A 14,156-nucleotide genomic window follows, 5' to 3' on the forward strand; every position below is an offset into this window, starting at 1 on the left:
ACCTGTCGTACGCGACCGCGGGGCTCCGCTGCGCTGTACTCCTCGCGCTCACGCAGCCGGCTTGCGCAGCACGTACCCGACGCCACGGAGGGTGTGGATCAGTCGAGGCTGGGTGGTGTCGACCTTGCGCCGCAGGTAGGAGATGTAGGACTCCACGATGTTGTCGTCGCCGCGGAAGTCGTAGTTCCAGACGTGGTCGAGGATCTGCGCCTTGGACAGCACCCGGTTGGCGTTGAGCATCAGGTAGCGCAGCAGCTTGAACTCGGTCGGCGAGAGCTGCACCCGCTGCCCGGCCCGGTGCACCTCGTGGGTCTCCTCGTCCAACTCCAGATCGGCGAAGGTGAGCCGGGAGGGCGCCTGTTCGCCGGTGGTGGTGCGGCGCAGCACGGCCCGGATCCGGGCGGTCAACTCCTCCAGGCTGAACGGCTTGGTGACGTAGTCGTCGCCACCCAGGGTCAGCCCACGGATCTTGTCGTCGGTGGCGTCCCGGGCGGTCAGGAAAACCACCGGGGTACGCGTGCCGCCCTCGCGGAGCATCCGGATGACCTCGAAGCCGTCCAGGTCCGGCAACATCACGTCGAGGACCACCAGGTCGGGCCGGTGGTCCTTGGCGGCGTGCAGGGCCGCGCTCCCGCTGGTCGCGGTGGCCACGTCGAACCCCGCGAAGCGCAGGCTCGCGGAGAGCAGTTCGAGGATGTTGGGGTCGTCCTCGACGACGAGCAGTCGCGCCTCAGTCTGGGTAGCGGGCATGTGCCCATTCTCGGCGTACTCGCTGCGCCGGCGCTGGACGCTTCCTGCAAAAACCCTGTGAGTCCGTGGTCGGGCCGACCGATCGGCGAGGTCGGTCAGCGCAACAGCCGGCGCAGCCCGTCCAGGGCGCCGTCGAGCAGCCGGATCGCGGTGCGCAGCTGAGTGTCGCTGAACTGCCGGGTCTTCGCCAACCGACCCACCTCGGCAGGAAACGCCGCCAGTCGCTGATCCAGCTCGTCGAGCAGCCCGTCACGTGCCTCGCCGGCGGGGCCCGTCGCCGGACGCGGCGGTGACGGCGGCTCCCAGCTACCACGCGGGGTCCGCCGGGCGGCCGTGCTCAGCTCCCGCTTGGGGCCACGTACCGAACCGCCCACCTCGCCGGCGACCGTGGAGAGGTCGGCGACCGAGGCGGCGATGTCCGCCTCCAGGATGGTGAGCTCGCCGTGTCGCTGGCCCAGCTCGTCGCGGCCGGCGTCGGTGATGTCGTACGTCTTGCGGCCGCCCGCGGCGGTGTGGCTGACCAGCCCTTCGGCCTCCAGACGCTGAAGCCGGGGATAGATGGTGCCAGCGCTGGGGGCGTAGAGCCCGAGGAACCGGTCCTCCAGGAGCCGGATCAGCTCGTAGCCGTGCTTAGGGCCGTCGTCGAGCAGCTTGAGCAGGTAGAGCCGGAGCCGGCCGTGGCTGAACACAGCGGTCACGGCGGCCTCCTCGACGACGCACCCTCGCGCGTCCACCGGGCAGACCCTAACGCGATACATCGCGATACCACAATACCCGCTGTTGTTCAGGCCGCCAGGTCCAGCTCCCGGCCATCGTGGGGCGTCAGCGCGGCCACCGTCGGGCCGACCGCCGAGGTCAGGGTGGGCACCGGGCGCAGCCGGGCCCGCGCCGGCGCAGCCGTTCGGGGCACCAGGTGTACGGCCGACTCGGCGGCCCGGGCCAGCAACCGCCGGTCGGCGTCGCGGGCCGGGTGCAGCGCGGCGGTGATCGTCACCGTGACCACCAGGTCCCGCGCCGCCACCACGCGGGCCACCGAGCGCAGCAGGGTGTCGGCACCGAGGAACGCGGCAGCGGTGGTGGGCTCCCCGGTGGCCGAACAGCGGTACTGCAGCCGCAGCGGCACCACCGGGCTGCCCGAGTCGATGGCCGCCTGGAACGTCGCGGGTCGGAAGCCGCCTCCCGGACGACAGTCGGCCGCGTCGTTTCCGGCGCACCAGGTCGTACCCTCCGGAAAGACCGTGACCGACCGACCAGCGCGCAGCGCGTCGGCGACCCGACGCACGGTGCTCGGCAGCGCCCGTGGCCGGGACCGGTCCACGAAGACCGTGCCCGCCGCCGCGGCCAGCAGGCCGACCACCGGCCAGGAGCGGATCTCCCGCTTCGCGACCATCCGGGTCGGTGCGACCGCCAGCACCGCGAGGATGTCCAGCCAGGAGACGTGGTTGGCGACCAGCAGCGCGCGTCGCCGGGGCAGCCGGCCCCGGATCACCAGCCGAACGCCGAAGGCGCGGGCGGCACCCCGGGCCCAGGCACGCATCGCCGCCTGCCGCTCCGCTGCCGGCAGTACCGGCAGCAGCACCACCAGGCCCACCCCGGCCAGCAGCATGCCGGCCGCGGCGACCAACCGGAGCACCCGCCGGGCCACCGGCACCGTGGGCACCGCGCCGGCGGCCGGCAGGCAACCCTCGTCACAGCCCGAGGTGGGCCGCCAGAGGTCACGCGGTACGGCGCTCACTGTTCCGCCCCGCCCAGGAAGTGCCGCAGGTAGCGCGGGTTCATCCGGTCCAGCGAGAAGAGCACGTAGAAGTCCGCACACCGGAAGTCGGGGTCGTACGACGGCTCGCTGGCGATCCACGCGCCCAGCCGGAGATAGCCGCGCAGCAGCGGCGGCACGGCGGCCCGGCCGACCAAGTCGGCGCCGCCGGCCGTCCGGTCGACGGCCGACGGCTCGGCGAACCAGGGCCGCAGCGGACGGACCCGCAGCGGCGGCGGCGCGAGGTGCCGGGCCTGAGCCTGCGCCCACACCTCGGCCACCGCCCGGCCACCGTCGGCAACCGGCACCGAGGCGCAGCCGCCGAGCCAGCGCGAGCCGCGCAGGTGCAGGTACCGGGTGATGCCGGCCCACATCAGGTTGATCACCGCGCCCGAGCGGTGGTCCGGGTGCACGCAGGACCGGCCCGCCTCGACCAGGACGTCGCGGAGCGGGTCGAGCGCGGTGAGGTCGAACTCGTCCTCGGCGTACCGCCGGTTGGTGCGGCCGGGCGGCAGCAGCCGGTACGTGCCCACCACCGCGCCGGTGCTCTCCTGGCGGACGATGAGGTGGTCGCAGTGGGCGTCGAAGGGGTCCACGTCCAGTCCGCCCGCGCCCGGACGGAGGGTGGCGCCGAGCTCGGTGGCGAACACCTCGTGGCGCAGGCGTTGCGCGGCCGCGACCTGGATCGGGTCGTCGGCGATCAGCAGGGTGTATCCGCTGGTCGTCAGTGGTGCGCCAGCGGCATGCAGAACGGCCATGGGATCTGTGTAGGTGCCCGAGTTGCCATCTCCGGTGACCACCGGTGTCGATCGGGTGAACGCCGGCCGGCGGATGTGTCCGACCACGGCCGTACGAGGCGTTGACCGGCCTCGGCGGCCGCAGGGGCACTCGTGCACACCGGCCTGTCCAGTCCGCACGGTGCGCTGCTCGGCGTGGCCCGGGCCACCTGGATCGCCCGCGCCTGATTGACCTTGTTGCTCGGGGCCGTCACGCTGTGCCACGGCGTACTTCGACGCCTCACACGGGAGGAGAACGATGACTGACGGGCAGCGAAGCCCCACCAGCGACGGTCAGATCGTGGTGTCCGGCCTCACGAAGCAGTACAAGAACGTGAGGGCGGTGAACAACCTGTCCTTCACCGTCGCGGCGGGTCGGGTGACCGGCTTCCTCGGCCCGAACGGTGCCGGCAAGACCACCACGCTGCGCATGCTGCTGAACCTGGTCACCCCGACCGCAGGTACGGCCACCATCAGTGGCCACCGCTACGCCGACCTCTCCGAGCCGGTGCGGCACGTCGGCGCGATCCTGGAGGCGTCCAGCGCGCACAAGGGCCGCACCGGCATCAACCACCTGCGGGTCATCTGCGCGGCGGCCGGGCTGCCCAGGCAGCGGGCCGACGAGGCGCTGGCCCTGGTCGGGTTGACTCCGGCGGCGAAGCGCAAGTTCAAGGGCTATTCGCTGGGCATGAAGCAGCGGCTCGGAATCGCCGCCGCGATGCTGGGTGACCCCCGGGTGCTGATCCTCGACGAGCCGGCCAACGGGTTGGACCCGGAGGGCATCCGGTGGATGCGGGGGTTCCTCAAGAACCTCGCGCACGAGGGCCGCACCGTGCTGGTCTCCAGCCACCTGCTGTCCGAGATGCAGCTGCTGGCCGACGACGTGGTGATCATCGCAGCCGGGCAGCTGGTCCGGCAGGGACCGGTCGACCAGGTCCTCGGCTCGATGGCGCAGGGCGCCCGGGTCCGGGTCCGCACGCCGCAGGCCGAGGCGCTGACCGCCGCGCTTAAGGCACAGTCGGCCACGGTGGACGCCGACGAGAACGGCGTCCTCCTGGTCGCCGGGGTGGACGCCCCGACCATCGGCCGGGCCGCCCTGGCCGCCGGGGTGGAGCTGCACGAACTGACCACCGAACGGCCCGACCTGGAACGGGTCTTCCTGGAGCTGACGGCCGGAAAGGCGGACATCCGATGAACCTGGTCCGATCCGAGCTGCTCAAGATCCGTACCACCAGCACCTGGTGGATCTTCGCGCTGATCAGCCTGCCGCTCTGGGCGCTCACGCTGCTCGTCAACTGGTTGCAGGCCGACGCCCTGACCAGCAACAACATCGGCGAGGTGTCGGGCGAGCAGGCGGCACAGCTCGAGGCCGCAGCCAGCCCGGACGCGCTCTCGTCGAACCTCTTCACCACCGGGCAGTTCTTCGGCCTGCTGATCGTGATGCTGCTCGGCATCATCGTGGTGACCAGCGAGTTCTTCCACCAGACGGTGACCACCACGTTCCTCACCACGCCACACCGCACCGCGGTGATGAGCGCCAAGTTGGTCGCCGCCGGCGTCCTGGCGCTGCTGTTCTGGCTGGTCACCACCGCGTTCAACCTGGTCGCCGGATCGGCGGTGTTGAACGCCGTCGGGCTGGGGTCGCAACTGGGCAACGACGCGGCCTGGCGGGCGATCGGGTTGAACCTGCTCGCGTACCTGCTCTGGGCCGTGTTCGGGGTCGGCATCGGGGTCCTGCTCCGCAGCCAGATCGGTGCCACCGTGACCGGCATCCTGCTCTACCTGGGTGGCTCGATCGGTGCGATCTTCGTGATCGCCCTCCTGGCCGACCGGTGGGGTGACTGGATCAACAACCTGCAACTGCTGGTGCCGTCGCTGGCCTCGTCGCTGATGGTCACCGGGGCGGACATTCCCGGCAACCCGCCGCGCTGGGCAGGCGCCGCCGTGCTGATCGGGTACGCGGTGGTCACCGGCGTGGCCGGCACCCTGCTGATGCGTCGACGCGACATCTCCTGAACGGACAGCCCGGGGTGGCGGCACGGCCGCCGCCCCGGCTTCCCTAGCAGTCGTCGACGGACGACGCAGCGGTTGCTGAACTTCTGGCATCTTCTGTGAATCGGACCACGCGACCGAGGCGGAAATGCCTGCGGGATCCGTACGGCGTAGCCTGGGAGCCGTCCTGTCCACGCACCGAACGGGGCGCGACGGACACCGCGTGACACACAAACCCGCGTGAAAGAGGCGATTACCGGCCGTGTCGACCCAGCAGACTTCGCAGGATAACCCACTGGCGGGTTTCGGCCCGAACGAGTGGATCGTCGAGGACATGTACCAGCGCTACCTCGCCGACCCAACGAGTGTCGATTCAGCCTGGCACGACTTCTTCGCCGACTACCGACCGGCGCCGGGCGCCGCCACCCCGCGTGGCAACGAGCCGGCCGGCACGCCGGCCGCCGCGCCGGAGCCGGACGGCCAGCCCGAAGCGGCCGCGACGGTCAGCCAGCCGAGCGCCCCGGCGAAGCCGGCGGCCGCCAGCAAGCCGGCCGCCGCGCAGCCGGCGCCCGCCAAGCCCGCCGCCGCGCCCGCCAAGCCGGCCGCCGCGCCCGCCCCCGCGAAGGCCGCCCCGGCCAAGCCGGCCGCGAAGGCCGCCGCGCCGAGCGCCGACGGCCCGCAGACCACACCGCTGCGCGGCGTCGCCGCGAAGATCGTCCAGAACATGGACGCCTCGCTGAGCGTGCCCACCGCGACCAGCGTCCGCGCGGTCCCGGCCAAGCTGCTGGTCGACAACCGCATCGTGATCAACAACCACCTCGCCCGCGGCCGCGGTGGCAAGGTCAGCTTCACCCACCTGGTCGGCTACGCGATGGTCCGGGCGCTGGTCGAGCACCCGGAGATGAACAACTCCTTCGCCGAGGCCAACGGCAAGCCGGCGGTGGTCCGCCCCGCGCACGTCAACCTCGGCATCGCGATCGACCTGGCCAAGCCCGACGGCAGCCGCAACCTGGTGGTGCCGTCCATCAAGGGCTGCGAGCAGATGGACTTCCGGCAGTTCTGGCAGGCGTACGAGGACGTGGTCCGACGCGCGCGGCGCAACGAGCTGACCATGGAGGACTACTCCGGCACCACGATCTCGCTGACCAACCCGGGCGGCATCGGCACCGTGCACTCGATGCCGCGGCTCATGCAGGGGCAGAGCGCAATCATCGGCGTCGGCGCGATGGAATACCCGGCCCCCTACCAGGGCATGTCCGAGGCCACCCTCGCCGAGCTGGCCGTCAGCAAGATCATCACGCTGACCAGCACGTACGACCACCGGATCATCCAGGGCGCGCAGTCCGGCGAGTTCCTCAAGGTGATGCACGAGCTGATCCTCGGTGAGCACGCCTTCTACGACCAGATCTTCACCTCGCTGCGGATCCCGTACGAGCCGGTGCGCTGGGTGCGCGACGTCGCGGTCAACTCCGAAGGTCAGATCAACAAGACCGCCCGGGTGCACGAGCTGATCCACGCCTACCGGGTGCGCGGTCACCTGATGGCCGACACCGACCCGCTGGAATTCACCATCCGCAAGCACCCCGACCTGGACGTCCTCCAGCACGGGTTGACCCTGTGGGACCTGGACCGCGAGTTCCCGGTGAACGGCTTCGCCGGCCGGCAGCGGATGAAGCTGCGCTCGATCCTCGGTGTGCTGCGCGACTCGTACTGCCGCCGCGTCGGCATCGAGTACATGCACATCCAGGACCCGGAGGAGCGACGCTGGATCCAGGAGCGGATCGAGCGCAAGTACGAGAAGCCGTCTCCGGACGAGCAGAAGCACGTGCTCAACCGGCTCAACGCCGCCGAGGCGTTCGAGACCTTCCTGCAGACCAAGTACGTCGGCCAGAAGCGCTTCTCGCTGGAGGGTGGCGAGTCGCTGATCCCGCTGCTCGGCGAGATCCTGGAGGCCTCCGCCGAGGGCGGGCAGGACGAGGTCGTCATCGGCATGGCCCACCGCGGTCGGCTCAACGTGCTGGCCAACATCGTCGGCAAGCCGTACGAGAAGATCTTCTCCGAGTTCGAGGGTCACCTCGACCCGCGCTCGACGCAGGGCTCCGGCGACGTGAAATACCACCTGGGCCAGAACGGCAAGTTCACCACCCCCGACGGCGAACACGCCGTCAAGGTGTCGCTGGTGGCCAACCCGTCGCACCTGGAGGCCGTCGACCCGGTGCTCGAGGGCATCGTCCGGGCCAAGCAGGACCGGATCGACCTCAAGCTGGAGGGCTACACCGTGCTGCCGCTGGCGGTGCACGGTGACGCGGCGTTCGCCGGTCAGGGCGTGGTCGCCGAGACGCTCAACCTGTCGCAGCTGCGCGGCTACCGCACCGGCGGCACCGTGCACGTGGTGGTCAACAACCAGGTCGGCTTCACCACCGCCCCGGAATACAGCCGGTCCAGCCTCTACAGCACCGACGTGGCCCGGATGATCCAGGCACCGATCTTCCACGTGAACGGCGACGACCCGGAGGCCGTGGTCCGGGTGGCCCGGCTGGCCTTCGAGTACCGCCAGGCGTTCAACAAGGACGTCGTGATCGACATGGTCTGCTACCGCCGGCGCGGACACAACGAGGGCGACGACCCGTCGATGTCCAACCCCCAGATGTACAAGATCATTGACTCGAAGCGCTCGGTGCGCAAGCTCTACACCGAGGAGTTGATCGGCCGCGGCGACATCACCGTGGAGGACGCGGAGGAGCTGCTGCGCGACTACCAGGCGCAGCTGGAGAAGGTCTTCAAGGCCACCCGGGACGCCGCCGCGACACCGCGCCAGCTCAACCGGCCGCGCCGCCAGGAGGAGCCGGAGCCGCAGGTCGACACCGCCACCGACGCGGCCGTCGTGAAGGCGGTCGGCGAGGCGCACGTCAACCTGCCGGAGGGCTTCACCCCGCACAAGCGGATCCAGCAGCTGTTGGACCGGCGCGCCAAGATGTCCGTCGAGGGCAACATCGACTGGGGTTTCGGCGAGATCATCGCGCTCGGAGCGCTGCTGCACGACGGGGTCACCGTCCGGCTGGCCGGCCAGGACTCGCGCCGCGGCACCTTCGTCCAGCGGCACGCCTCCGTGGTGGACTCCCGCACCGGCGACGACTACCTGCCGCTGAAGTCACTGACCGGCGACGGCGAACGTTCCCGGTTCTTCGTGCACGACTCGCTGCTCAGCGAGTACGCGGCGATGGGCTTCGAGTACGGCTACTCGGTGGAGAACATCAACGCGCTGGTGGCCTGGGAGGCCCAGTTCGGCGACTTCGTCAACGGCGCCCAGTCGGTGATCGACGAGTTCATCTCCTCCGGCGAGGTGAAGTGGGGCCAGCGCTCCGCCGTCACCCTGCTGCTGCCGCACGGCCACGAGGGTCAGGGCCCGGACCACACCTCCGGCCGCCCGGAACGGTTCCTGCAGATGTGCGCCGAGGACAACATGCGGGTGTCCATCCCGACCACCCCGGCGAACTACTTCCACCTGCTGCGGCGCCAGGCCCTGTCACCCAAGCGCAAGCCGCTCGTGGTGTTCACGCCGAAGTCGCTGCTGCGCCACAAGCTCTGCGTCTCCTCGGTGGAGGACTTCACCACCGGCACCTTCCAGCCGGTGCTGCGCGACACGGCCGCCCCGGCGCCGGAGGCCGTGAAGCGGGTGCTGCTCTGCACTGGCAAGATCTACTACGACCTGTTCCAGGCCCGGCAGGAGCGTGGCGTCACCGACACCGCGATCCTGCGGATCGAGCAGCTGTACCCGCTGCCGGTGGAGGAGATCCGAGCCGCCCTGGCGCAGTACCCGAACGCGGAGGACTTCGCCTGGGTGCAGGAGGAGCCGGCCAACCAGGGCGCCTGGTCGTTCGTCGCGCTCAACCTGCTGGAGCACCTCACGGACGTCCGGCTGCGGCGGATCTCCCGCCCGGCCGCGGCCGCCCCGGCGGTCGGTTCGGCCAAGACGCACGAGGTCGAGCAGAACGCTTTGATCGAGGCGGCCCTCCCCCGCCCCTGACCCATCCGACACCCCGGTCCCGCCCCGCTGCCCGCGGGCGGGACCGGTGGCCTTTCTGCCCCGGACCGGGGCAGCAGACACGACGAGCGAGGACGTTCCGATGTACTTCACCGACCGTGGCATCGAGGAGCTGGTCGAGCGCCGGGGCGACGAGCAGGTGACCCTGGAGTGGCTGGGCGAACGCCTGCGCGACTTCGTCGACCTCAACCCCGACTTCGAAACCCCCATCGAACGCCTGGCCACCTACCTGGCCCGCCTCGACGACCCCGATGACGAAGACGCCTAACCCGACCCTGCCCTGATGAGCGGACGGCCAGGAAGGGCTGAACGCGTCGGACCAGGAGTCGACACCACGCATCGCCCCCTTTGCTCTGCTTCAACGGACGCAACACTGAGCGTCCGGCATCCGGACACCGGATGTCGCGTGGGTTGAAGCAGAGCAAAGGCGGACGTGAACACCTCGCCAACCGCCGGCCGAAACGCACAACCCCCAGGGCCCTTCTCAGCCCACCATCCCGGTCACACCGACCATCTCCTAGGGTTGGGTGGTGGCTCGCAGTGTGTATCTGACCAGCGTCGGTTCGGGCGGGGGCAAGTCGACAATTGCACTCGGGCTGGCGGAGTTGCTGTCCCGTCAGGTGGAGCGGATCGGCGTGTTCCGGCCGCTCGTCGCCGACACCGGTCAGGACCCGATCCTCGCCCTGCTCACCGAGCGGTACCGGGTGCAGCTGCCGTTGGCCGAGCTGGCCGGGGCGACCTACGCCGAAGCCGCCGCGCTGGTCGCAGACGGCCGGCGGGAGGAGCTGATCTCGACCATTGTCGAGCGGTACCGGGCGGTGGAGCGGCAGTGCCCTGCGGTGGTCGTGGTGGGCAGTGACTTCGACGACCCGGGTGACCCGGCCCGTCCGCGGGAGTTGGCCTTCAACGCCCGGCTGGCCACCGAGTTCGGCAGCGTCGTGGTGCCGGTGGTGGACGGCTTCGGGCAGGAGCCGGCGGCCGTGGCGGCGGCGGTGCGGGGGGCGTACCACGATCTGGCCGACCTGGGCGCGACGGTGCTCGCGGTGATCGCCAACCGGGTGCCGGGGCCGATGGTCCTGCCCGAACTGCCGGTCGGGGCGTACGCCATCCCGGAGGTGCCGATCGTGTCGGCGCCGACGGTGGCCGAGGTGGCGGCGGCGCTCGGCGCCACCCTGCTCGCCGGGGACGACGCCGCGCTCGGCCGGGACGTGCTGGACTTCGTGGTCGGCGCCGCGCACGTGCCGACCCTGTTGGGCCACCTCACCGAGGGCGCCCTGGTGATCACCCCGGGGGACCGCGCCGACCTGCTCATCGCCGCCAGCGCCGCTCACGTGGCCGGGCAGGTGTCGGTGGCCGGGCTGGTGCTGACCCTCGGCGAGCAGCCCGATCCACGGGTGATGCGGCTGGTGGAGGGGTTGAACACCGGGCTGGCGGTGCTCTCCGTGCGGAGCGACAGCTACGACACGGTGGCCGCGTCGAGCCGGATCGAGGGCCGGCCCAGCGCAGCCAACCCTCGTAAGGTGGAGGCGGCGCTCGGCGCGTTCGAGCGCTACGTGGACACCGACGACCTGGCCCGCCGGCTGCGGGTCAGCCGGTCGACCCGGGTCACCCCGCTGATGTTCGAGAACGAGCTGATCGACCGGGCCCGCTCGCAGCGGCGGCACCTGGTGCTCCCGGAGGGCGCCGAGGAGCGGATCCTGCGTGCGGCGGAGATCCTGCTCCGCCGTGGGGTGGCCGAGTTGACACTGCTCGGCCGGCCGGACGACATCGCCCGGCGCACCCGGGAGTTGGGCATCGACGTCGCTGACGCGCACGTGGTGGACCCGGTCACCAGCGGGTGGCGGGACGACTTCGCGGCCGAGTACGCCCGGCTGCGCGCCCATCGGGGCGTCACCGCCGAGGTGGCGTACGACGTCGTGGCGCAGCCCAACTACTTCGGCACGCTCATGGTGGCCGCCGGGCACGCCGACGGGATGGTCTCCGGGTCGACGCACACCACCGCCGCCACCATTCGGCCCGCGTTCGAGATCATCCGTACGGTGCCGGACGTCTCGGTGGCCTCCAGCGTCTTCTTCATGCTGCTCGCCGACCGGGTGCTGGTGTACGGAGACTGCGCGGTCAACCGCGACCCGGACGCCGCCCAACTCGCCGACATCGCGATCTCGTCGGCCGACACCGCCGCCCGGTTCGGCATCGAGCCCCGGGTGGCCATGCTGTCGTACTCCACCGGCAGCTCAGGCGCCGGCGCGGACGTGGAGAAGGTCGCCACGGCCACCGCGCTCGTCCGGGAGCGCCGGCCCGACCTGCTGGTCGAGGGGCCGATCCAGTACGACGCGGCGATCGACCCGGCGGTGGCGGCGACCAAGTTGCCGGGCAGCCCGGTCGCCGGTCAGGCCACGGTCTTCATCTTTCCGGACCTGAACACCGGCAACAACACGTACAAGGCGGTGCAGCGCTCCGCCGGGGCGGTCGCGGTCGGCCCGGTGATGCAGGGCCTGCGCCGGCCGGTGAACGACCTGTCCCGGGGCGCGGGAGTGCCGGACATCGTCAACACGGTGGCGATCACCGCCATCCAGGCGGCCGAGGAGGCGTCGTGAGCCGGGTACTGGTGCTCAACTGCGGGTCCTCGTCGGTGAAGTGGCGCCGCTACGACGGTGACCGGGTACTCGACCAGGGTACCGTCGAGCGGGTCGGTGAGCCCGGCGGCGGCCCGATGGACCACGCCAGCGCCGTCCGGCAGATCCTGGACGGGCTGGACCTGACCGGGCTGGCGGCGGTGGGACACCGGGTGGTGCACGGCGGCCGGACGTTCAGCGCGCCGGTGCTCGTCGACGACGCGGTGTTGGCCGCGATCAGGGACCTGGTGCCGCTCGCCCCGCTGCACAACCCGGCCAACCTGGCCGGCATCGAGGTGGCCCGGCAGGCACTGCCGGGCGTACCGCAGGTCGCCGTCTTCGACACCGCGTTCCACCACACCCTGCCGGAGGCCGCCGCGACGTACGCGATCGACCGGGACACCGCCGAGCGGTACGACATCCGCCGGTACGGCTTCCACGGCACCTCGCACGGGTACGTGTCCCGCCGCACCGCCGAGCTGCTGGGCCGCCCGTACCAGCAGCTCAACATCATCACCCTGCACCTGGGCAACGGGGCCAGCGCCTGCGCGGTGGCGGGCGGCCGTAGTGTCGCCACCTCGATGGGCATGTCCCCGCTGGAGGGGTTGGTGATGGGCACCCGCAGCGGCGACCTCGACCCCACGGTCATCTTCCATCTGCGCCGGGAGGGTGGGCTGTCGGTGGACGACATCGACGACCTGCTCAACCACCGCAGCGGCCTGCTCGGGCTGACCGGGGCCAACGACATGCGTGAGGTGCTCCAGCGCCGGGCGGCCGGGGACCGGGCGGCGGAGTTGGCCTTCGACGTGTACTGCCGGCGGATCACCGAGTACGTCGGCGCGTACTACGCGCTGCTCGGCCGGGTCGACGCGATCGCCTTCACCGCCGGTGTGGGCGAGCACGCCGCGCCCGTCCGAGCCGCGGCACTGGCCGGGCTGGACCGGCTCGGGATCGCCGTGGACCCGTCCCGCAACGGTGCCGACGGTGACCGGGTGATCTCCCCGGACGGCGCCGAGGTGGTCGTCTGCGTCATCCGCACCGACGAGGAGCGCGAGATCGCCCGGCAGACCCGGGACGTGGTCGGGGTCGGCTGACGACCTGGCCGCGCTGGGCTCTACGCGAGCCAGACGACCAGGGCCACCAGCAGCACGACGACCACCGCCACCGCGATGATCAGCGGCAGGCGGGACGGCGGCTCCGTCGGCGCGGTCGCCTCCGGGATCTCGGTGAACGCGCGGAACGCCTCGGTGTTGCCGCTGGGGTCGGTGTAGTTCTCAGGCATGCCGGTGACCCTAGCGAAGCCGGTCACGCCACACCGCCCCCGGTCCGCGTCGGCGTGTCTGGTGGAACCGGGCGGCGGAACGAACCCGACCGGGTGGCGGGCGCAGGCGGGCCGGACGGCGGGGACGCTCCGCACACTCGGGCACCTACCGCTCTACGATGGGGGCGGGGCGGCTGATCGCCGTACCGGTGACAGCCCTGCTGGCCGTGGTAGGCAGGGTCACCGCCGCCCCGGGCAGGCGCGGTCGGCGCGCCGGGCGCCCGAGGGGTCGTACGTCGTCGGCGTGCGTACGCTCACCCTCGATCCGCGCTCGGCGCGTCCCCGCTGGCGGTCACCGCCCCCAGCCGTACGGTGGCCCGGTGGACGACCTCGCACACCGCCAGCTGGCGAGCATCGCCGAGGTGGTCATGGTCGCCGGCGCGGCCGGCGTGCCGGTGTGGCTGCGCGGCGGCTGGGCGATGGACTTCCACCTCGGCGAGGTGACCCGGCCGCATCTCGACGTCGACTGGTACTGCTGGCGGGCGGACGGCGATCGGCTGGCCGCCCTGCTGCTGGCCCGGGGCTGGCGCCTGGACCCCCGCATGCCGGTGGAGCAGCAGCTCGACCTGTTCGCGGGCGAGGTGGAGGTCAGCGTCGCGTACCTGGGTCGGGACCGGCAGGGTCGGGTGACGGTGGGCGCCGGGCCGTGGGTCGGCACGGTGCTGCCGGACGGGATGCTCGACGCGCCACCGGGCCGGATCGGCTCGCTCAGCGCGCCGACGATCTCGGTGGCTGCCCAGATCGAGTTCAAACAGATGTACCCGGTCTGGATGCCCGAGCGGCCCCGCCGGCCGAAGGACGCCGACGACCTGGCCCGGTTGCACCGCAGGCACGTCGACGCGGCGGACGGCTGAACGCCCGGTGCCGGGTGGCACGCAACGCCGAACCTGGCCGAGCGGTCGTG

The 14,156-nt window shown here is 71.6% G+C and carries 12 protein-coding genes; 7 read left to right on the plus strand and 5 right to left on the minus strand.

Features of this window, described 5'->3' with window-relative positions:
- Window positions 1-48 precede the first annotated feature (48 nt).
- The 4 genes from ACLJN9_RS14135 to ACLJN9_RS14150 form a co-directional block, all read right to left on the minus strand.
- Window positions 49-750, minus strand: coding sequence for a response regulator transcription factor (locus ACLJN9_RS14135; RefSeq protein ID WP_110561683.1), 702 nt, complete (start codon window positions 748-750; stop codon window positions 49-51).
- 95 nt (window positions 751-845) lie between these two features.
- Window positions 846-1,448 (minus strand): helix-turn-helix transcriptional regulator, encoded by a 603-nt coding sequence (locus tag ACLJN9_RS14140; RefSeq protein WP_410811733.1) that lies wholly within the window; start codon window positions 1,446-1,448, stop codon window positions 846-848.
- 86 nt (window positions 1,449-1,534) lie between these two features.
- The gene (locus tag ACLJN9_RS14145; RefSeq protein ID WP_410811735.1) at window positions 1,535-2,485 is read right to left on the minus strand and encodes a 1-acyl-sn-glycerol-3-phosphate acyltransferase; all 951 of its coding nucleotides are present in this window, start codon (window positions 2,483-2,485) and stop codon (window positions 1,535-1,537) included.
- Window positions 2,482-3,261, minus strand: coding sequence for a GNAT family N-acetyltransferase (locus ACLJN9_RS14150; RefSeq protein ID WP_410811736.1), 780 nt, complete (start codon window positions 3,259-3,261; stop codon window positions 2,482-2,484). The genes ACLJN9_RS14145 and ACLJN9_RS14150 overlap by 4 nt, the downstream gene beginning before the upstream one ends.
- A gap of 277 nt (window positions 3,262-3,538) precedes the next feature.
- Between ACLJN9_RS14150 and ACLJN9_RS14155 the strand changes: the two genes are divergently transcribed.
- The 6 genes from ACLJN9_RS14155 (at window position 3,539) to ACLJN9_RS14180 (ending at window position 13,025) form a co-directional block, all read left to right on the plus strand.
- Complete coding sequence (locus tag ACLJN9_RS14155) at window positions 3,539-4,474, plus strand: ABC transporter ATP-binding protein (protein ID WP_410811737.1); 936 nt, start codon at window positions 3,539-3,541, stop codon at window positions 4,472-4,474.
- A complete protein-coding gene (locus ACLJN9_RS14160; RefSeq protein WP_410811738.1) occupies window positions 4,471-5,295 on the plus strand; it encodes an ABC transporter permease in 825 nt (274 codons plus the stop codon). The genes ACLJN9_RS14155 and ACLJN9_RS14160 overlap by 4 nt, the downstream gene beginning before the upstream one ends.
- Before the next feature lie 238 nt (window positions 5,296-5,533).
- Complete coding sequence (locus ACLJN9_RS14165) at window positions 5,534-9,298, plus strand: multifunctional oxoglutarate decarboxylase/oxoglutarate dehydrogenase thiamine pyrophosphate-binding subunit/dihydrolipoyllysine-residue succinyltransferase subunit (protein WP_410811739.1); 3,765 nt, start codon at window positions 5,534-5,536, stop codon at window positions 9,296-9,298.
- A gap of 100 nt (window positions 9,299-9,398) precedes the next feature.
- Window positions 9,399-9,584 carry a DUF6104 family protein gene (locus ACLJN9_RS14170; protein ID WP_007464679.1) on the plus strand — a complete coding sequence of 62 codons (186 nt, stop codon included), beginning with the start codon at window positions 9,399-9,401 and terminating at the stop codon, window positions 9,582-9,584.
- A gap of 262 nt (window positions 9,585-9,846) precedes the next feature.
- Entirely contained in the window at window positions 9,847-11,913 is a 2,067-nt protein-coding gene (gene pta / locus ACLJN9_RS14175) for a phosphate acetyltransferase (protein WP_410811740.1), read from the plus strand.
- Complete coding sequence (locus tag ACLJN9_RS14180) at window positions 11,910-13,025, plus strand: acetate/propionate family kinase (RefSeq protein ID WP_410811742.1); 1,116 nt, start codon at window positions 11,910-11,912, stop codon at window positions 13,023-13,025. Before pta ends, ACLJN9_RS14180 begins: the two co-directional genes overlap by 4 nt.
- A 20-nt stretch (window positions 13,026-13,045) precedes the next feature.
- Here ACLJN9_RS14180 and ACLJN9_RS14185 read toward each other — a convergent pair whose 3' ends face one another.
- On the minus strand, window positions 13,046-13,213 hold the full coding sequence (locus ACLJN9_RS14185; protein ID WP_410811743.1) for a hypothetical protein: 168 nt from the start codon (window positions 13,211-13,213) through the stop codon (window positions 13,046-13,048).
- 359 nt (window positions 13,214-13,572) lie between these two features.
- Here ACLJN9_RS14185 and ACLJN9_RS14190 point away from each other — a divergent pair, with 359 nt between their 5' ends.
- Entirely contained in the window at window positions 13,573-14,106 is a 534-nt protein-coding gene (locus ACLJN9_RS14190; RefSeq protein ID WP_410811744.1) for a nucleotidyltransferase domain-containing protein, read from the plus strand.
- Window positions 14,107-14,156 lie beyond the last annotated feature (50 nt).

The organism is Micromonospora sp. 067-2, assembly GCF_046549295.1.
GTDB lineage: Bacteria > Actinomycetota > Actinomycetes > Mycobacteriales > Micromonosporaceae > Micromonospora.

What these genes read in the sequence shown, in the direction of transcription:
- ACLJN9_RS14135 (WP_110561683.1), bottom strand. Translation starts at nt 750, where the DNA reads ATGCCCGCTACCCAGACTGAGGCGCGACTGCTCGTCGTCGAGGACGAC.
- ACLJN9_RS14150 (WP_410811736.1), bottom strand. Translation starts at nt 3,261, where the DNA reads ATGGCCGTTCTGCATGCCGCTGGCGCACCACTGACGACCAGCGGATAC.
- ACLJN9_RS14155 (WP_410811737.1), top strand. Translation starts at nt 3,539, where the DNA reads ATGACTGACGGGCAGCGAAGCCCCACCAGCGACGGTCAGATCGTGGTG.
- ACLJN9_RS14160 (WP_410811738.1), top strand. Translation starts at nt 4,471, where the DNA reads ATGAACCTGGTCCGATCCGAGCTGCTCAAGATCCGTACCACCAGCACC.
- ACLJN9_RS14170 (WP_007464679.1), top strand. Translation starts at nt 9,399, where the DNA reads ATGTACTTCACCGACCGTGGCATCGAGGAGCTGGTCGAGCGCCGGGGC.
- ACLJN9_RS14185 (WP_410811743.1), bottom strand. Translation starts at nt 13,213, where the DNA reads ATGCCTGAGAACTACACCGACCCCAGCGGCAACACCGAGGCGTTCCGC.